This is a genomic window from Stutzerimonas marianensis, assembly GCF_022810315.1.
In the GTDB taxonomy this organism is placed as follows: Bacteria; Pseudomonadota; Gammaproteobacteria; order Pseudomonadales; family Pseudomonadaceae; genus Stutzerimonas; species Stutzerimonas marianensis.
Genome location: NZ_JALGRD010000019.1, coordinates 1 through 19,111, shown reverse-complemented (window position 1 = coordinate 19,111; position 19,111 = coordinate 1). Strand labels below are relative to the sequence as shown.

The following is a 19,111-nucleotide window of genomic DNA, read 5'->3' as shown; positions in this document are numbered from 1 at the left end:
TGGGTCAGTTTTCGGTCAGCGGCAACACCACACGCATATTAGTTGGCTGGTGGTATCGCGTGCCGCCGTTATGAGCCACGCCAAAAGCCCCATCAACCATCCGGCTGTGACACCGCTGAGCAGCATGACCCACCAAGGCTTGGCGACCATACGGTGGGCTATTTCTCCTAAAACGCGTGGCTCGACGACATTGAGCGCAGGCCCCAATATCGCTGCGAAAGACGAGAAAAGAGCAGCTCCTAAGATGTTGGCCGTCAGCACAATAGCCCAGAGACGAAACAGCGAACCCACGCTTGCGCGCCTGGACAGTACTGGCTGAACCGCCGAGGCCGTTTGCTCCGTGAAAAGCGCTGAATAGCCGAGCACCACGAAGACGAAGCCTATCGAATATAGATTGGCGTTGAGGAGCGTGATGACAGGGTCAGGTAGGGTTCCTTTGAATAACGTTGTGTTAACCGCCATAGCAAAGGGTCCAAAACCTACGTCAAGCCCTGCGGTCAGCCCCGATAAGAACAACGCCAGTGCTGGGCGCCTGAGCTCTTCTTCAGCCCGTGCGGTCTGTTGCTCAAGGATGGTGTGATAGTTCTTTTGAGCTTCCTCTAGCGGGAAGTCACGTCTCAAAGATCTGTGGCCATCCTCACTGGGCTTGGCTGTTTCACGTTGCGTTCGACTCGAATCCAGGCCCATGTTTGATCTGCCTTATTACAACAAACTTAGAACTATCAGTAGGTTCTAGATGGCGGGCAGCCAGGTTAGTTCGCGTAGTAAAACAGGCACGACTTGACGGCAACTGGCCAGCGAAATATTACAATTTTGTAAGCTTGTTAAAGCTTCGAAACCTCAGCACCCCTCGTCTTGTCCGTTTTTGAGTGACAACCAAGTTGTGAAAGCCCTCAAACGAGCCAACGGGCGAGGTCCCCATGAAATCCAATAAAAAACATCTCTCTAGCGGTATAGCTATTGGCGTAGTCGGAACCCTGGTCGCAAGCGCTGTTGTCGGGGTTACCATCGTTTACACCGGTGCCTATAACGTTGCAGCGACTGAAGACCACCAGCCATTGGCGCGTTGGGCTTTAGAAACGACGATGAAGACATCGGTTGCAGACAGGGCATCTTCGATTGAACCCCCTGAGTTTAGTGTTCAAATGATCTCATCAGGTGGCCGCGAATATCAGGCCATGTGCCAGCACTGTCACGGTGGCCCTGGGGTTGAGAAAAGCGAGTGGGCACGGGGAATACTGCCTCAACCGCCGCACCTACCTGATGTAGTGACCGAGTGGCAGGCCAGAGAGGTGTTTTGGCTCGTTAAACACGGCGTTCGGATGAGCGCCATGCCAGCGTTCGGTCCAACTCATGACGATGAGCAGATTTGGGCTTTAACAGCATTCGTAATGCAGCTGCCCGGTATGACCGCGCAAAGATACGCAGAGTTTGGTCAAGGTAATTCAGCTGCAGGCCATCACTAAGAGGAGCTTTAAATGCAAATGTCTTATTGGCGTTTCGCTGCAATGGTAGCCACGGCGACGATTATTATGTACGGCATAATGTATTTGAATACTTACGCGTTTGAGCATGTTTTATGGAGCGAGACCCGTGCTTGGATGGCGTTAGTAATGGGAGCCGTCATGGCCGTAGTCATGCTGGCTTTCATGCTCAATATGTACAAGAAAAAGTCTGTGAACATAGCGATATTCGTTGGGGGCGCAGCAGCTTTTGCTGTAGCGCTTTGGCTCGTTCGCAGCCAGGCTACGGTAGGCGATACAAGCTACATGAAAGCTATGATCCCCCACCACTCTATCGCGATCATGACAAGTGAACGCGCTCAGATTTCAGACCCTCGTGTTCGCAAACTCGCAGATGAAATCATCGAGGCTCAGCGCCGTGAAATCGCTGAGATGAAGTTCCTGATCAATGATTTAGAGAGGGCTAACTGATGCAAACGTATCGAGCATTTTCGCCCCGGTCCGTTTTGCCCGGGAGCGCCATGACTTTCGCTTTGCTGCTTACCGCCTGCGGAGATCCCGCCCCAGGTGAAGGTGTGAAAGTGCCGCTTATGCGCTCCCCGCTGCCAGAAGTGGTAAGCGGTCGCGAAGCTATAGACAGCCCGGACATCCCGTCTATCGACCCGCAAACACTGGATCAAGCGGAAGTAGACAAGGTGCTAGGCTCGGGACCTTACTGTAATTTTGCTTATACAGCCGAAAGCCCACCCGTGGTCGCTATCAAACATGACGGGGAAAGCGGGCTCGCCAGAGGCGTTGTGAAAATCCACGGCAAGTTGGTACAGCTGTCAAGTGAACCCATGGCGGGTTACTCGGCACTGGGGGCTGGGGCATCGCTCGCAGCCGACAACATCAACGTCGTTGTAGCGCTGGGCAAGGGCGGTGACGTCGAGCCTAACGGCGAAAAAGCTATCGCCGATCTTCATTTTGAGCTGGCCCAGGGGTTAAAAGTTGGTTACCGAGGCTGGTACACCTGCGAGCAACCGACTCGGAGCTAGAGCAATAGGTATCAAGCACATCGAAGGGTTGCGCAAGGAGGCGCACCCGCCTCTACGTAAAGTCCGTTTCCTCACCATAAACCTGACGCCATGACCAACCGTCCCTGTGCAGCAATGTCGAAAATAACCGGCGCCGCTGTGCGAGCTGCGGCTGCTCGAAATACGTCGTTCCATCCTGTTCGAGAGCAATGCCACGTTCTCTCAGCATGGACAGATTTGGCGTTGGCGGTTTTTCAGCTTTCGCTGGCTCGTCCCCTAAGCCCCCCTTCACCATGCCGACGTATGTGTCGAGGCTAGTGCGCAACATCTTCAGAGGAAGTTGTAAATTATTAGACTTAACGGAGCCGTGAACCAATATCCCGCTGGCCTCACCTATTCTTACTATTGCCGGGATGACAGTCTGTCCAGGGTCGCTGGCATGAAAATAATGGATGACTGGAAACGATTGATGATTGATCGAATGCTCAAACAGCATCTCGCTAATTGTTAGAAATTGCGGAGCCAACTGTTCAAAGTCAGATCCGTTGTGCCCGTTAGCTATGATTTCCTGTGGTGTCTTACCCATCGCATTGACATAGAGACTCAGCTTGCTTTGAAGACTTACTGCGGACAAGACCTGAACAAAATAGGTAATTGCTGAAGTAATAAATACAAGACCCGTAAACGAGGCAATCGAAGTCGATATACGCCAAAAGTCATTTGTTGCTTTGTAGTCACCCACGCCTAAAGTCGAGAGAGTAAAGCCCGCGTAATATAGCTTCTCTAACGGTGTAGTCGCTATTTGCGTGGTGCTCGAAACTATTGAGCTTTGATCAGCCATAAGCATTAAGAACAGGCCTAGCCAGACGCCTACAATCCAGCATATGAGAACAACGATCAAGATGCTTGGTCCCGCATATTCCAGAAGCCTTGCGTCTCCCTTTTCCCGCGAGGTGAAGAAAAACAACGCCCAAATTGCCTTGGTCAGCTTCGTGGTGATTGCGCCTCCCCCTCGCGTTGAGAAGACGGTCTTGATGATTTCCGCGGCAGTGACGATGAAGACGAGAGAGCCGGCGACGAAATAAAGGTAGGTCACGTGTAATGCTCCAAATGGCGTAGCGTCATTTGCCCATCATCGGAACAGGTGTCATTAGACGCCTTGTTGAGCCCAGCCGAGCGTGCAGTTGATTCGGCAGTTGCACCGCTGTTTAAAGTGCTTGTGCCTCAAGCACCTTCTGCCACCAAGCTCGCGGCCAGCCCCGGTTGATCTTGCGTCGCCGGGTTATTTCGATTGCTTTCGTGCTGCCTCCTCCCGCTCCATACGTTCCCGCACGTCACCTTCAACAGTGGTGCCGGATTGCATCGGCTCGTAGAGCGAACCCGTCGTTGGCGGCGCTGGCGGTGCTTTTTCGATCTGCCAGTGATGCGCAATGTTGGCAGCGATTCGCTCGGTTAGAGACGGGAAAAGTGAATGCGAAATCACCGCGCCTCGGGCTTTCCAGCCTACCGGCAGACGTTTACGTGGGTTAACCGATACCCAGGCGATTGCATCAACGACTTGCTCAGGGCCGTCCATTGTGGCCATGCGAGGGGTGCCACCGGTGTAGTTGGCTGCATGTTTCCAGAACGGCGTGTCCGCAGCCCAAGGCATGACGGTGGCCACATTAATGGTCTCGCTGCCGCTCAGGCGAATCTCCTCGGCGATTGCAGCGCCGAGGTTCATGACCCCACCTTTCGTCGCTGCGTAGGAGGCGTGATAGGCCAGCGGTATTTCACTCTCGACTGAACCGACATTGACCAGCGTGCCGAAGCCCTGAGTTCTGAACTGGCGCATGGCGGCGTGGCTGCCGTAGATCACGCCCTTGAGGTTGACGTCTATCACCCGCGCATGGTCCTCGACAGGAACATCTTCGAAGCGCCCGAGTGCCCCGACCGCTGCATTGTTAACCCACACGTCAATTTTGCCGAAGCGCTCAATAGCGGCTTGTGCCAAGGCCTGTACCTCATCCGGGCTGCTTACATCGGTTGTCATCACTAATGCCGATCCCCCTGCCTCGTGTATCTGCGCGGCCAGCTGCTCGAGCACTTCGGTTCGGCGGGCCGCCAACACCACGTTGCCTTGCAGAGCGGCAAGCCTGAGCGCCACGCCGCGGCCGAAGCCGCTAGAGGCACCAGTGATGACGAAGGTTTTACTGGCAACGCGTGCTTTGTCTCCTGAGTCCAGACGTGGGGAAACGGCACAGCCACCGAGTTGCAGAGCGGTAACAAGCAATAACAGTAAAGCCAGTCCCGGCGATGGGGATAGTCGCAAAACCTTCATTGCTGTCTCCAGCCAAAGTCGGAACGGCCATATAGTCTGCAATTCACGTGCTATACGATCCTCATCAAAGGCTCCGGCTCCGCCACAAGGGAGTCGACCAGTAACCAGTAAACAGTTGGCTCGCTACCCTGACAGAAGGAGCTTGTTACTCTGATCAGGGCAGCGGGTCGGCATTTAAGCGGCCATACGCTCACACTCCTCAGCGCACTTCATGCACGCAGTCGCGCACTCTTGGCAGTGGTCCGTTTGATGTTTAGAGCATTCCTCGCCACAGTCGCGGCACACTTTCGCACAAAGGGCGCAGAGCTCTTTTGCGTATTCGCTTCCGCGACTCATCAGGATAGCCGCCATCGCGCAAATATTCGCGCAGTCACGGTCAAGCTCGATGCATCGAGCCATCATCTTTACATCATCTTCTCGTAGGCATTCAGAAGCGCACGTTTCGCACACCAGGGCGCAGTTAGAACAAGCTTGAATGCAGGAAGCAAACTTTGTATTCAGCATTGTGTTCTCCGGAGTTCGATAAATGAATGCAGTCTGGCCTTTTAGCTGGATATCAGCTTTATCAGGCACAGAAAATACGACACGCCCCAATCGAACCCGTTTCGATCAGCCTCATTACAATTCTGTAAGGTGATCGACGGCACCTGAAGCATAAAGCCAGGATAGGACTATGCGGCTTGGCAAAGGATGCTGACCGGCCTGAAAGCATGGCCGGCCTAGCTAGTCCGGTCTAGAGCGCTCGCAGAATGGGCTGTCTGATTGACTCGCCGGACGGTTAAAGGATGCAATAGTCGAGCTAACCGTGGGCGTTAGTCCAAACGATTGATGTAGTAAGAATGGGGTAATCCGATCAGAACTGCGGCACGCTGCCGTGGTTAGGTGGATACCGTACTTAGCAATAGCGGTTGCGGATTACGTCTTTGTAATATCCGGATCAGCTTGCTGTAAGGGAGGTGGTCGTAATCTCTAGACATCACTAATCCAGAGGCAACGCCATGAAAACCCTTACCACAGCAATCGTTTCAATCGTATTTTTCACCGCTTCGTCTATAGCAATGGCGGAAGGTGGCGGCGATCGCATGTTTAATCGCATGAACGAAGCGGGCGAGGCAAAACACACTATAAAAGAACTACTAAAAGAAGGCACAGTAGTCAGCATCGCCCCAAAGGGAACTGCCGGAACCACTAATGCAATCCAAAACTATACAACTAATGGAAAAGTCAGAACCTACGAAATGAAAGTAAGGACTCCTGACGGTAAAATTCATACCGTAGAGTATTTGGGAGCCCCTGTAGGCGTCGATAACGGTTAAGCGGCTCAGCTTGCGATCATCCCGATGACAACACCAACGATCACGGCCGTAGTCACAACTGTGACAGTAATTAGCTTACCCACCGTCTCGGCGCTGAGCCCCATGGCTTTGTCGACGGCGCGCTCGGAAAAGCGACCGGAGGCGCGGGCCAAGCCCTCGACCGGGCCGTAGAGGTTGTCTGGTCGACTGGGCTCCTCATCCTCGTCTGTAAGCTGCCCTTCCCAGGCGCGCTTGGCCATCATCCGGTCGAGCACGCCGGGCAGAACCATGTTGCCGAGAATAGCCTGGAACGCTGCCTTGCCCAGCCAGAGTTCGCGTGGCTTATCGATAGCTGCGCGCAGGATGGCCCGCGCGGCTACTTCCGGTGTGTGGATCGGCGGCACCGGTTGTGGGCGCTTGCCAAAGGTATTGCGGGCCCAGTCGAACTGCGGCGTGTTATGGCCTGGCAACTGCACCATGGTCACGCGGATGCGGCTCTTATCATGGATCAGCTCACTGCGCAGCGAGTCGGTGAATCCACGGATGGCGAACTTTGCACCACAATAGGCCGCCTGCAACGGAATCGAGCGATAAGAAAGCGCCGATCCGACCTGGACGATGGTGCCTCGGTCGCGCTCTCGCATGTGCCGCAGCGCAGCGAGTGTGCCGTGGACGAAGCCCATGTAGGTGACGTTGGTAACCTGACCGATATCGCCAGCCTTAAGTGTCGATATTGGTCCGAAAAGCGTGACCATGGCGCTATTGACCCATACCTCGATCGGCCCGAGTTTCTGCTCGATGTGCTCGGCGGCGCGATCCACGGCGGCGGCATCGGCCATGTCGCACTGGATCGCCAGCACCTTAGCGCCCAGGCCCATCAACTCGTCGCGGGTGTCGGCCAGTCCCTGCTCGCCGCGCGCCAGTATTGCCACCTGATAACCGGCGCGAGCAAACGCTACGGCAGTAGCGCGGCCGACGCCGGCGGTCCCGCCGGTAATTACCGCTGTCGGTTCACTCATGCAAATCGACTCCTGCTCGAAGCTCTGACGAAGGTTCAGCGAATCAGCCGATTCCAGCCACCATAGCGGTGGCGGATCGACCCGCGTGGCAGGCTGAGGCCGATCACCAGCATGCCTGCGGCCAGGCTGCCGATTGTTGAGGCCGTTGACCCGCCGTCGAGAAACCAGGGGGCGGCGAGCAACCAAAGGCCGATCGGCAGGTTGAGAAAGCGCAGCGGGCGAGCGACTTCGGCTAGCGCGAGCACGGTGACGGTGAGCAGCAGCGAGCCCATCAAGTGATCGCTGTTGGCCATGGCACCTTCGGTGCCGAAGATCAGTCTGGTAAACATCAGCCAGACGCCCAGTACACAAAGCAGCAGCAGGCCCCACGGCAGATTGACCCCACGCAGTCCCTGCTGCGCCATGTCGGACAGGCTGCCGGAGAATTCCGGCGAGTCGTCCTGCCGGCAACCCTCCATCGCGTCGCCCTTGAAGAAAGTGCGCCACATCGGCTTGCCCCGGCGCTTGGCGTCCTTGAGGAACTGGCCCATGGCGACGAGCTCGTCAAGCGCGTAAGGCATCATCACCAGCATCGCCAGCGCCTGCATTAGGCATAGAGTGCACCAGGTGCCGATCATGATTGGCTGGGCGATGATGAAGAAGATGCTCACCACGCCTAGCGGCACCACCACCACGCCAAAAGCAGCGACCATCCATGGCATCGTGCGCCAACGCCGCGCGTCGCCCATTACCGCCATGGTCAGCTCGATCATGTAGGCCAGCACACCGACCCCAGCATCGGAGACCGGCCAGGCGCGCGACATGTCAGAGGTAATGATGGTCTCGGTGCCGTTCTCCGCTGGGCCGGTGCCGGGCGCCGAGAAGAATGGGTCCCAGGCATTGGCAGTATGACCAAGCTGGTAGGCGGTCAGGTAGCGCGCCAGAAGTACTCCGATCAAAGCTAGTACGGCGATTGGCAGGCGCTGCAACCAAGTCGAAGGGTTGTAATCCCAGCCTGGCGGCACGGCGGCCTTTTGCATCATGCCGCTCATGCTCATGCCCGGCATCATCGGCACAAGGACCGAGAAAGTAATGACAAGCCCACCTACAAGCAAAGCATTGCCATAACCGGCCGGCGATGGTGTCCAGAACAGCAATGGTGCACTCATCAGCCAGAGCCCCATAACCGTATTGGCCCAACTGGCCCAGCCAATACGCTTGAGCGAGAGTATTGCGAAAAGCACGATCAGTGCGCCGCTGACAACATCATTCCAGGTCATCAGCCAGGCGCGGGTAGCGACGTCGGGCAGTTCGCGCTCCGCGGCCAGACGCGCCAGGTCGAGGTCGTCAGGGGCAATGTTCAGGTAGCCGAAGACGAAGGGCGCGCTCATTACCCAGAAGCCCAGCAACGCGTTGAGAAAATGACACCACAGCGTGGCCAGGTGGCGATGCTCCATCGCCTGCATGTGATCGTCCATGCTTTGATCGGACTTCATCGCGCCCTGACGCAGATACTCACCCTGGTGCTCCATCGATCGGCTCCGGTTCGAATGAGATGAAAGACGGGCCGAGTAACGACCGCTTGGCCTACCCAGAAACCGACCGACCACACCCGACTGAGTTCAGATCAGTTCGTATCAGTCGCATGGCTTGCATGTTCGATTCGTTTGCAAGAACCCACTAGGGTCGAGCAGCGCGCCCGCTTCTATCTGCTAGGCTGATGGCAGCATTAATCAGCCCTACATGCGAGAACGCCTGGGGAAGATTGCCGCGCTGGGCGCCGCTCGCCGGATCGGCTTCCTCGGCAAACAGACCGAACTTGCCCTGCAGGTTTCGCAACTGCTCGAACATGGCCTCAGCATCGGCTTGTGCCCCGGCCTCAATCATTGCCTCGACCAGCCAGAAGCTGCAGATTAGAAAAGCCCCCTCGCTGCCGTTCAGTCCATCAAAGTCGTTCGAAAGGTAGCGCCGCACCAAGTAGGGCTGGCCTTCGATTGCCAAGGCGTCGCGTACGGCATCCAAGGTGGCGCGGAATAACGCTTCGTCGCCAGCGACGAAGCCACTACGGGCCAGTAACAGCAGCGCCGCATCCAATCCTTCATCGCCGTAGGCGCGAACGAAGTGGCGGCCGTCCGCGCTGAGGCCTTCACGCAGCACCTGCTCACGAATCGCGTCGGCTTCGCGCCGCCAGGTCGCCACATCTGCTTTGAGGTCGTGCCGCCGCTGCAGCCACAGCGCGCGTTGCAGCCCGGCCCAGGCCATGACCTTCGAGTGGACGAACTGGCGCGGCTCGCTGCGCACCTCCCAGATGCCCTGGTCCGGTTCACGCCAGTTGCCAGCAATAAAATTAGCCGCCGCAAGCATATGCGGCCAATGAGCTTGCAAAATCGATGCTTCCATACTGTCGCAGACGTAGACACATTCGAGCAGCTCGCCATAGATATCGAGCTGACGCTGCGTATCGGCGGCATTGCCGTCCCGCACCGGCGCGGAGCCGCAATAACCGTCAGCGTTTTCAATCTCGCGTTCGCTCGGCGCAGGCAGGCCGTCCACCGTATAAAGGATCTGCAGCGGCATGCCATGTCGCTCGACGGTATCTTGCAGCCATTGCGCCCAACGGTGGGCCTCGTCGTGGCAGCCGAGGCTGAACAGAGCGGCGAGCGTCATCCCGGCATCGCGGAACCAGGTGTAGCGATAATCCCAGTTGCGTGTGCCACCGAGAGCCTCGGGTAGCGAGGTGGTGCCTGCGGCGACTACCGCCCCGGTCGGCTGATGAATGAGTAGCTTGAGCGTAATGGCGCTGCGTACGATGAGGTCGCGGTGCCTCTCGGGGCAGCGCAGCCGGCCGCTCCAGGCGCGCCAGGCGTCAATCGTGCCCTCGAGGCGCGACCAGGATTGGGCGGACGGCAGCGGCGCAGGCAGCCAAGAGTCGAGCCCTACCTGCAGCGCCACGGTGAAGCGTTCACCAGCCTTGACCGAGCGCCACCCACGCCAACCCGCATCGGTATCTTCGAAGCGGCACTCGGCGTCGAGTCGCAGTGGCGGCTCGTCGGCCTGCAGTTGCCCGGTCTCGTTCATCGACCAGGCCACCGGCGCTTCGCCAAAACCGCGCGACGGCTCGACCATCATCTCGAAGTTCAACTCGCCAGAGATACCCTCGACGCACCACAGCAAGATCTGCCGTGACTCCTGTGCTGGCCAGACCATCCCCAGCGTTACGCGCGCTTCACCTTTGTCCGATGTCCAACGCTGATCGAGCACGGCAGTCCCGTCCAGATAGCGCATCTCTAGTTTGGCATCGCCACTCGCGGCGAGGCGCATTCGGCCGCCTCGCACACGGTCGAGCAGCGGCCATATCAGGGGCGAAGAATCAAAACGGCGCGGGCAAAACCACTCGAGTCCTCCGTCAGGGCCTATCAGCGCCAGAGAGTGGCCATCACCTAGCGCCGCCAGCGAACCGATGGCGGGATAATTGGAGTTTGCTTCCGTTATCGCGGAGCTAGCCATTATAGGATCCTCGTACTCGGTTGGTGCAATGCCGAACCGGGGCGGCTGACCACTTTTCGAGCCCACCCGACAGAAGACGTTCGGTTTACTCTCCTCCGTTCCGCTGCTACGAACTTTTTCACGGACCCGACAGTCGGTTGTAACGGCACCAAAACTCCCTAAAACAGCGCCTGCACTACTTTGCCTAGGAGTTCTCGATGGCCCTTGCTATTCGCTTCCACGACCAGCTTTCCCAGACCAGCACCACTTCCTTTCGTGATGAAACGCTGCGAGGTTTGGCCGCCACGCCGAAATGGGCTTCGCCGAAATTCTTCTATGACCGCCGCGGCTCGGAGCTCTTCGAGCAGATCACCGAGCAGCCCGAGTACTACCCAACGCGCACCGAGGTAGCGATTCTGACCCAGGCTGCCTCCGAGATTGCCGAGATTGCCGGACCGGACGCAGACCTGATCGAGTTCGGCAGTGGCGCCAGCCGTAAGGTGCGCCTACTGCTCGAAGCCATGCGCCCGACGAGCTATCTGGGCATCGACATTTCCGATGACTTCCTGCGCAGCAGTACCCAGCGCCTGGCGGCCGACTACCCCTGGCTAGACGTCCACGCGCTGTCCGCAGACTTCTGCGATGAACTGCACCTGCCTAAGGGGTTCGACAGCCGCTGCCCGTTAGCCTTTTTCCCTGGCTCCAGCATCGGCAACTTCACCCCTGCCCAGGCGCAGCAGTTCTTACGCCGCCTGCACAGCCTGCTGCCGGTCGGCGGGGGCCTGCTGGTCGGTGTTGATCTGGTCAAGGACAGGGCGGTGCTAGAGGCGGCTTACAACGATGCAGCCGGGGTCACCGCTGCATTCAACCTGAACCTGCTCGAACGCATCCGCAACGAGCTTGCCAGCGACATCGACCCGGCGCGCTTCACACACAAGGCGATCTTCAATGCCGTGCAGTCGCGCATCGAGATGCACTTGGCCAGCGTCGAAGAGCAAACCGTGATCATTGAGGGACGACGCTTTCACTTTGAAGCCGGAGAGACTCTGCACACTGAGAACTCTTACAAGTACAGTCTCGAATCCTTCGCTGCGCTGGCACGCTTGGCGCGCTTCGACAGTATCCAGCAGTGGACTGACCCGCAGCAGCTGTTCAGCGTGCATTACCTCAAGCGCACGGGCTGAGGTCCTACGCCACGTTGGTTACCCACCGGCGCTGACCGACAGGGCATCCGGCGCAGCGGCTGGCCGACTCGCCCCGTTTGAGCAGTTATTCGGTAGGACATAAGCCATCTCAACAGAACGCAGCTGCCTGGCTCCAACCCTGAACAGTCCACCTCTGAACTCGTCTACCCGCAATGAGCCGAAGACCGTCGCCGTCAACGGGGTCAATCCTCATGCACATGTTTTTTGCCATCTGCATGAGTGTGGGTTGTTGGCGTAGGCGTCGGGGCGTGGTGGTCGCTCGCGCTCCCTGGAGCATGATGATCGCTTCCGCTTTGCTCCGTTGAGCTGCTTTCGGCATGCGTGCCACTATCGCTATGGCCCATGGGACTGGCAGAGCCGTGATGATCGGCGCCAGAATTTCCATGATGATCCCCGCCATCTTCTGCCTGACTGTCACCATGATGGTTTCCGACGGCGGTTTCACCACCGCCATGCTGGTGTCCGCCACTGGCAGCGACCATATCGCGGTATTGCCTGGCATCTAGATTTGGAAGCTGTTTGATAAACGCTACCATCCCCCAGATGTATTGGTCGTCCATACTCTTGCCCCAAGCAGGCATACCCGACGCCTTAATTCCGTGTTTTATCACCCAGAATGTCTTCGCAGGATCATCGTAGATTCCCGTTTTAGCCAGGTTCGGCGGTGCCGGATAGAGGCCTTCGCTCAATTCGGTTTGTGCTGCTTCAGGCGACAAATGACATCCCACACACATCGAGTCGTAGTTACCGGCCCCGGCTCGAATCTGGGCTTCGTTATCGAGGTTTGGTACCTCGATATCGTTAGCACGAACTTCAACTGAACGATTTCGGGCAGTGTCTAGAAACGCATGTACCGGACCTGTATGCGGATCATCAGCACCCACATTTATCAAGCCAAAATAGACAACTCCCGCTACGCCAGTTACAGCGGCAACAAACGCTACAGCCAAGGTCGCAATGATGGTTTTCATCTTATTCCTTAGAACCACATCCGAATGCCAGCGACAAGGCGCGCCTCTTCTCGATCTTCGCCTTCATCACGAGCCATATCTGCTGTGTTACCGAAAGAGCGATTCCATGTAACGCCGACGTAGGGCGCAAACTCACGCACTATTTCATAGCGCAAACGTAAGCCAACCTCCGCGTTAGCAAGGCCGGAGCCAATGCCGCGCTGCGGATCGTTCTTGCCATAGAAGTTCAGCTCAGCGGTCGGCTGTAGAATGAGCCGATTGGTGAGAAGGATGTCGTAGTCACCTTCCAGGCGCGCTGCCGTCTGACCACCCTCGCCAATAAACGCGGTAGCCTCAGCTTCGAAGGCATATAGCGCCATCCCCTGTACGCCGAAGGCTGCCCAGGTTTGCGGTGACTCGGGCTTGAAATCCTGACGAACACCTGCAACCACGTCCCACCAAGGGCCGATCGCATGCCCATACAACAGCTGCAGCTCGGCATCCTCGGTTACGCCGTTGGTACGCTCTCCCTCGGAGCGAAACCAGAAACGATCGATATCCCCACCGATCCAGCCAGACGCATCCCAACTTAGCGTGCTGCCTTCATCGGCGTCCTGGTATTCAAATTGATCAAGTAGGAAAAACGAGGCGAGATACTTGTCATGGACGGTGTGCCCCTGAAGAGGCTGAAAAGCGGCTTCCCGATCCGCATCGGTCAATATCGGAATGAAAGATGGGTGCATCATGCCAGGCATCTCGAGGGTTTCGTCATGCTTCCTTGCAGCGTGATCCGTAGCGTCCATCTGGCCATGGTTCATTTTGCTGTGGTCCATCGCACCATGACCCATTGCCGAATGATCCATCTGCCCCCCGGCATCACGAGCGCTAGATGAAGATGTGTCTTGAGACGCAGGGGGCTGAGATGATGAATTAGACGGCGTCTGGTGCATCGAGTGATCCATCATCTCGGCTGCATTGACGCCTCCCGTAGCCAAAGCGCTCAGCGAAAGCCCAAATGCCGTCAGAGCAAAGCGTGAAAGTCTAGTGCGCATGGTTTGAATCCACCTCAGCGTCGGCTGCTTTTGGGTCCGGACTCATCTTGTCGTGGTTCATCCCGCTATGGTCCATGGATTCATGATCCATCGAGCCGTGGTCCATATCGCCGTGGTTCATTTGCGAGCGAGAAGAATTGTGTGGTTTTGGTGCCGACTTGCTGTCTAAGCCCTGTGACGAGGTTGAAGGTTGCTTGTGCTCGTCATGGCTGCCCGCTGCGAATGCAACAGACGTTTGCATTGCGCCCAGCAGACCAAGCACCAAGGCACCGCCGATAAGGGTTTTGCGCTTCATAAATGTACTCATAATATTTCCTTTTACTCATCCACTCGAACTTCGCGGAACATACCCATTTCCATGTGCAGCAGTAGGTGGCAGTGATAGGCCCAGCGGCCAAGCGCATCAGCGGTTACGCGATAGCTGCGCTTCGTGCCTGGTGGCATGTCGATGGTGTGTTTGCGGACCATGAACTTTCCATCTTCGTCCTCTAGATCACTCCACATGCCGTGGAGATGAATGGGATGGGTCATCATGGTGTCGTTGACCAACGTGATGCGAACCCGCTCGCCATACTTGAGACGTAGCGGCTCAGCATCAGAGAATTCGATGCCGTCGAATGACCAGGAGAATTTCTCCATGTGTCCGGTGAGATGTAATTCGATTGTTCGGCTGGGCTCTCGCCCATCCGGATCGGGGAATGTGCTTTTGAGGTCTGCATAGGTCAACACGCGACGACCGTTATCACGCAAACCAATACCTGGATCGTTCAGCTTGGGTGCAGGAGTCATGGTCTGCATGTCGACCAGCGGGTTATCTGTCTCTGACGCCGGGTGTGATTGCATGCCTCCGCTCATGCCGGACATCCCTGAGTGATCCATTCCAGCCATATCGCCCGCGTTGCCCATGGCATGGTCCATCCCCTGCATGCCGCTATGGTCCATGCCGGACATGTTGCTGTGGTCCATGCCGGACATGCTGCTGTGGTCCATCGCGGCCATACTGCCCTGCATGCCGCCTCCGTGGTCCATGCCACCCATACCGCCCATGCTGCCGTGATCCATCCCCATGTCAGCCATGCTAATCAGCGGGCGGGGATCGGTTTCTGGACCCGGAGCGCTCAGCCCTGCGGCAACGGCTAACGTGCCACGGGCGTAGCCAGTGCGGTCCATGGACTGGGCGAAAATGGTGTACGCCTCTTCGGTGGCAGGCTCGACGATTACGTCGTAGGTTTCAGCTACGGCAATGCGGAACTCATCGACGCTGACCGGGTTAACGTACTGCCCGTCCGCTGCAACCACTGTCATCTTCAGCCCAGGAATGCGGACATCGAAATAGCTCATGGCCGAGCCGTTGATGAAGCGCAGACGAAGCTTTTCGCCAGGTTTGAATAGGCCTGTCCAGTTCCCGTCGGGCGCCTGGCCATTCATTAGGTAGGTGTACGTATAGCCGCTGACGTCCGCGAGGTCGGTCGGACTCATCTTCATCTGCGCCCACATTTTCCGGTTCGCGATGGTGGCCGCCCAGCCATCCTCGCTGACGTCGTTTATGAAGTCGCCGACTGTGCGCTTGTTGAAGTTGTAGTAATCCGACTGTTTCTTGAGCTTGGATAGAACACGACCGGGATCCTCGTCGGTCCAATCGGTCAGCATCACGACATAGTCGCGGTCATAGCTAAAGGGTTCCGGCTCCTTGGCATCGATGACCAATGGGCCGTAGACGCCAACCTGCTCCTGCAGTCCCGAATGACTGTGGTACCAATAAGTACCGTTCTGTTTAACCTTGAACTTGTATTCGTACATGCCGTCGGGCGCAATGCCCTGGAAGCTCAGCCCCGGTACGCCGTCCATGTTGGCTGGCAATATCAGGCCATGCCAGTGAATCGACGTATCTTCGCTCAGCCTGTTTCTCACGCGTAGCGTGACGGTATCGCCTTCACGCCAACGTAGAATCGGGCCTGGGATGGTCCCGTTGATGGTCATCGCCGTCCGGGCCGCCCCGGTGATGTTAACCGGCGTCTCGCCAATGAGCAGATCGAACTCTGTGCCGGTTAAGACGCTGGGCTGGCCGGGGCTGCTCACTGCCCAAACTGGGGCCCTCCACAAGCCAAGACCACCAATGATGCCAGCGGCTGTCAGGCCTTTAACGAAGGTTCGCCTTGAGGTTTTATGTTGCATGCGTGCATCCAATCAAGCTAAGGAGCCAAACTGACAACGATCGTGCAAACGATTGTGGACAGCGTTTGTTGGGCTTACTCGTTTACGGTCTGTCGAAGAAAACGACCCACCTAGTAAACAGAAAGATGGCATATCTCTGGCAAAGCGACGATTACATTTCTGTAAGCTTAGACGCTGTTAGCGACACCTGGTTTACCTATGTGACAAGGGGATTCCGGTCCTCGAAACCGAGCTGAGCAATGCCCATTGCGAAAGAGGAACTTAATTTCTGAAAAGCAATCGATTGCATCAATGCTCGTTGCGTCTGTTTTTCGAAAAGATGAGCAGAGGATCACTTCGGCGTTACATCCCTACAGGAATTAATACCATGGCTAGTTACTCATTGCGCCGTGTTGGCTTTTTAGGAGCTACCGTATTGCTCACCGGTGCTCTTATCTCTGCTCCCACACAAGCGGCTGGACCGGGAAACGGAAGGACGGCACCTTTCGAACAGTCCTATTTGAAGTTCATTATCGACCATCATTTTTCTGCACTGAGGATGACCGAACTAGCTGCCGGAACAGATGTACAGCGTGATCCGCAGGTCAATAATCCAAGGGAAGGAACCGCCCCCACCCCTAGTTCCGCAGCTACACCGGCTAAAGCGAGCGCTGAAGAAATAAAATCAATGGCTCGTATGGCAAACCGTTCGCAGCGTGAGGAAATAGCGAAGGCTCAACGATTTCTGCTTGAGTGGTACGGTGTGGCTCATGTACCGCAAGTAACACCTGCAGGGCAGCGGGCGATCCAAGCGCTTACGTATGAAAGCCCCGGAGCGCAATTCGATAGGGCTTTTCTGGCAAACTTCAGCAATCATCATTATTTGGCTCTAGGCCCGAGCCAGGAGTGCCGGGTCAAGTTCGATCTGAAACATGAAGAGCTCAAGCATTATTGCGAGGGCATCGTTCAAACTCAGACGAGGCAAATCAATGATATGCGCGCGCAATTGTGCGAGCGATTCAATGTTTGTGACTATCAGCCATATAACCCGATCACTAGAAGATGATCAAGATGCTCTGACTGCTTAGCGCCGTAATTAATTGAGCGAGCCGGCATAGTTTGCGTTAGAAAGACTATCGCTAGCCGGCTGGCTCATTAAATAGACACTGTAGAAGCGTTTCTGATTTGGTGAGTACCCCGACTCCACCCGCCTAGTTTTTCGATAGAGCAGACGGGCTTCGTCGGCACCAAGTAGGCCGGCTAGCGCAAACAGCGCCGCAAAGGAATTGTTCATACTGAAAGGGGTACGCCCGACAGAACCGATTGTTCCTACTCGCTCCTACCCAGGCCCACATTGTTTGATCGATTTCGCTTCTTAAAAATCAACGAGTGCTGAAGTAGCCAGAAATGCCTGGCTACTTCAGGCCAACCTGAGTCGTTTGCTATGCATTAACCTCGAATTGTCACCATTCAACGCCGCCGCTTCAGCACTTGTGGTGCTTTTCTTGTAAAGCCTCTTTGGAGGCAACCGCTTGAGCCTCGCCCTTCTGGTCAGCCTGATAACTCGCGAGCGCCTCTTGGCGAGCCTGCTCCATGCGAGCAAAGGTACGGTCGCCACCACCCTCTGCCATTGCATAGGACGAGCTTGCTGCGATAACGAGCAGTACAGATAGGGATCTTAAAATTTTCATTGCTTGCTACCTCATAGAAAGACATCGGATACCCAACGCAGCTCTATTAGAGGAGCCGTCGGTCTGGGCTTGTGTCTAAGGTAACCGAGCGTTCCTGTCAGATTGCTGATGGCGAAATTACAGTTTTGTCAGAGATGGCGTCCAAGTACTAACGGCTTTCAAAATGCATTTACCCCAAGTAAGACGTCTTATCGCTTCAGACAGCCGAAGTGCTTCTGCCAACCTCCGGCCAAAAAAATGGCGCCGTGAAGGCGCCGATAGGCCAAAGGAGCATGGTCAGCCAGAAATACAGGTAATAAACGTGAGCGGAAACTTCATATCTTTCCTGATACTAACGTAGCTCGCTGTCAGATGGCTGACGCGAACGTTACGTTTTTGTAAGGTGCTAGCCGCCCCCTTTGGCAGCCGGCACACTGCTCCCTATTTCAGACAGAGGATCATTGATGAAGCTTCTTGTTGCCGAAGACGAGCCTAAAACGGGCACTTACCTACAGCAGGGGCTCACCGAAGCGGGCTTTACTGTCGATCGGGTTATGAACGGGACGGATGCTGCTCAGCATGCGCTTAGTGAGGCCTACGACTTGCTTATCCTGGATGTAATGATGCCTGGACTTGATGGCTGGCAGGTCCTACAGAAAGTCCGCGCCGCTGGCAATGACGTCCCAGTGCTCTTTCTCACGGCCAGTGACGGGGTTCAGGATCGAGTGAAGGGATTGGAGTTGGGTGCTGATGATTACCTAATCAAGCCGTTTGCGTTCTCCGAATTGCTAGCCAGGATCCGCACGTTGCTTCGCCGCGGCAACCATGCTCCCAACCAGACAACTCTCAAGCTCCTCGACTTGGAGGTGGACCTTCTGAAGCGTCGGGTTGTGCGTTCAGGGAAACGCATAGACCTAACAGCCAAAGAGTTCGCGCTTCTTGAGCTATTGCTGAGACGCCGCGGGGAGGTCCTCTCCAAATCACTTATCGCATCCCAGGTGTGGGACATGAATTTCGACAGCGATACCAACGTGATTGAAGTGGCCGTCCGGCGGTTGAGGGCGAAAATTGATGACGAGTTTGAGCCCAAGTTGATACAGACGGCTCGCGGGATGGGGTATTTGATCGATGCGCCGGGCACCTGAAGCAATATCAAAATGGTGGGCGCTTGCGATTCAGGACCAGTAATTTCTAAGCTGTCGGGGCAATAGATGCTGTCCATTCCTTTCGGTCACGTTGTTGTTTGCCGGTATGGCTAATAACACCTAATGCCTTCGGCGCTCACGAGGGATGTAGGAGACCAAACACTCCCACGTTAGCCTCAAATGTCGGCACAGCGTCATCGTGTGGATCGACGTTAAGCGGCTTGCGCAGAATCGGGCCTGCAGTAACCTAGCCACAGCTCGAGCTTTCCTGCGGCTGGAACTCAACGCCAAACTCTTTGCAAAGGCGCTCCGGGGGCTTCGTAACGACTGCTGTTGCCGCTGACCGAAAACTGACCC

The 19,111-nt window shown here is 56.3% G+C and carries 19 protein-coding genes; 7 read left to right on the top strand and 12 right to left on the bottom strand.

Going from position 1 to position 19,111, the window contains the following annotated elements:
- Positions 1–15 precede the first annotated feature (15 nt).
- Entirely contained in the window at positions 16–687 is a 672-nt protein-coding gene (locus MST27_RS21790; protein WP_243607967.1) for a formate/nitrite transporter family protein, read from the bottom strand.
- A 233-nt stretch (positions 688–920) separates the two neighbouring features.
- Between MST27_RS21790 and MST27_RS21785 the strand changes: the two genes are divergently transcribed.
- The 3 genes from MST27_RS21785 to MST27_RS21775 are packed head-to-tail and all read left to right on the top strand — an operon-like array spanning position 921 to position 2,500.
- Positions 921–1,466, top strand: a complete 546-nt coding sequence (locus MST27_RS21785; protein ID WP_243607966.1) for a c-type cytochrome — start codon at positions 921–923, stop codon at positions 1,464–1,466.
- Between the two features lie 12 nt (positions 1,467–1,478).
- On the top strand, positions 1,479–1,934 hold the full coding sequence (locus MST27_RS21780; protein ID WP_243607965.1) for a DUF305 domain-containing protein: 456 nt from the start codon (positions 1,479–1,481) through the stop codon (positions 1,932–1,934).
- A gap of 50 nt (positions 1,935–1,984) precedes the next feature.
- Entirely contained in the window at positions 1,985–2,500 is a 516-nt protein-coding gene (locus tag MST27_RS21775; protein ID WP_243607964.1) for a hypothetical protein, read from the top strand.
- Between the two features lie 52 nt (positions 2,501–2,552).
- Here MST27_RS21775 and MST27_RS21770 read toward each other — a convergent pair whose 3' ends face one another.
- The 3 genes from MST27_RS21770 to MST27_RS21760 form a co-directional block, all read right to left on the bottom strand.
- Positions 2,553–3,575, bottom strand: coding sequence for an ion channel (locus MST27_RS21770; RefSeq protein ID WP_243607963.1), 1,023 nt, complete (start codon positions 3,573–3,575; stop codon positions 2,553–2,555).
- Between the two features lie 186 nt (positions 3,576–3,761).
- The gene (locus MST27_RS21765) at positions 3,762–4,799 is read right to left on the bottom strand and encodes an SDR family NAD(P)-dependent oxidoreductase (RefSeq protein ID WP_243607962.1); all 1,038 of its coding nucleotides are present in this window, start codon (positions 4,797–4,799) and stop codon (positions 3,762–3,764) included.
- 174 nt (positions 4,800–4,973) lie between these two features.
- Entirely contained in the window at positions 4,974–5,303 is a 330-nt protein-coding gene (locus MST27_RS21760) for a four-helix bundle copper-binding protein (protein ID WP_243607961.1), read from the bottom strand.
- A 494-nt stretch (positions 5,304–5,797) separates the two neighbouring features.
- Between MST27_RS21760 and MST27_RS21755 the strand changes: the two genes are divergently transcribed.
- On the top strand, positions 5,798–6,115 hold the full coding sequence (locus tag MST27_RS21755; protein ID WP_243607960.1) for a co-regulatory protein PtrA N-terminal domain-containing protein: 318 nt from the start codon (positions 5,798–5,800) through the stop codon (positions 6,113–6,115).
- Positions 6,116–6,120: 5 nt separating this feature from the next.
- Here the strand turns inward: MST27_RS21755 and MST27_RS21750 are convergent, their stop codons facing one another.
- The 3 genes from MST27_RS21750 to MST27_RS21740 form a co-directional block, all read right to left on the bottom strand.
- Complete coding sequence (locus MST27_RS21750; RefSeq protein ID WP_243607959.1) at positions 6,121–7,113, bottom strand: SDR family oxidoreductase; 993 nt, start codon at positions 7,111–7,113, stop codon at positions 6,121–6,123.
- 35 nt (positions 7,114–7,148) lie between these two features.
- Positions 7,149–8,624: a vitamin K epoxide reductase family protein gene (locus MST27_RS21745; RefSeq protein WP_243607958.1), complete on the bottom strand. Its 1,476-nt coding sequence runs from the start codon at positions 8,622–8,624 to the stop codon at positions 7,149–7,151.
- Between the two features lie 148 nt (positions 8,625–8,772).
- A complete protein-coding gene (locus tag MST27_RS21740) occupies positions 8,773–10,665 on the bottom strand; it encodes a glycoside hydrolase family 15 protein (protein ID WP_243607957.1) in 1,893 nt (630 codons plus the stop codon).
- Between the two features lie 131 nt (positions 10,666–10,796).
- Here MST27_RS21740 and egtD point away from each other — a divergent pair, with 131 nt between their 5' ends.
- Entirely contained in the window at positions 10,797–11,762 is a 966-nt protein-coding gene (egtD, locus tag MST27_RS21735; RefSeq protein ID WP_243607956.1) for an L-histidine N(alpha)-methyltransferase, read from the top strand.
- Positions 11,763–11,965: 203 nt separating this feature from the next.
- Here the strand turns inward: egtD and MST27_RS21730 are convergent, their stop codons facing one another.
- From MST27_RS21730 to MST27_RS21715, 4 genes are read right to left on the bottom strand one after another with little or no spacing between them, the layout of a single operon-like run.
- Complete coding sequence (locus MST27_RS21730; protein WP_243607955.1) at positions 11,966–12,754, bottom strand: c-type cytochrome; 789 nt, start codon at positions 12,752–12,754, stop codon at positions 11,966–11,968.
- Between the two features lie 8 nt (positions 12,755–12,762).
- Entirely contained in the window at positions 12,763–13,785 is a 1,023-nt protein-coding gene (locus MST27_RS21725; RefSeq protein WP_243607954.1) for a copper resistance protein B, read from the bottom strand.
- Entirely contained in the window at positions 13,775–14,092 is a 318-nt protein-coding gene (locus MST27_RS21720; RefSeq protein ID WP_128118941.1) for a hypothetical protein, read from the bottom strand. The genes MST27_RS21725 and MST27_RS21720 overlap by 11 nt, the downstream gene beginning before the upstream one ends.
- An 11-nt stretch (positions 14,093–14,103) precedes the next feature.
- Positions 14,104–15,960, bottom strand: coding sequence for a copper resistance system multicopper oxidase (locus MST27_RS21715; RefSeq protein WP_243607953.1), 1,857 nt, complete (start codon positions 15,958–15,960; stop codon positions 14,104–14,106).
- A 367-nt stretch (positions 15,961–16,327) separates the two neighbouring features.
- Here MST27_RS21715 and MST27_RS21710 point away from each other — a divergent pair, with 367 nt between their 5' ends.
- Positions 16,328–17,005 (top strand): DUF305 domain-containing protein, encoded by a 678-nt coding sequence (locus tag MST27_RS21710; RefSeq protein WP_243607952.1) that lies wholly within the window; start codon positions 16,328–16,330, stop codon positions 17,003–17,005.
- Positions 17,006–17,423: 418 nt separating this feature from the next.
- On the opposite strand, the gene MST27_RS21705 is transcribed toward MST27_RS21710, so the two are convergent.
- A complete protein-coding gene (locus tag MST27_RS21705) occupies positions 17,424–17,630 on the bottom strand; it encodes a co-regulatory protein PtrA N-terminal domain-containing protein (protein ID WP_243607951.1) in 207 nt (68 codons plus the stop codon).
- Positions 17,631–18,073: 443 nt separating this feature from the next.
- On the opposite strand from MST27_RS21705, the gene MST27_RS21700 reads away from it, so the two are divergent.
- Positions 18,074–18,754 (top strand): heavy metal response regulator transcription factor, encoded by a 681-nt coding sequence (locus MST27_RS21700; RefSeq protein ID WP_243607950.1) that lies wholly within the window; start codon positions 18,074–18,076, stop codon positions 18,752–18,754.
- Positions 18,755–19,111 lie beyond the last annotated feature (357 nt).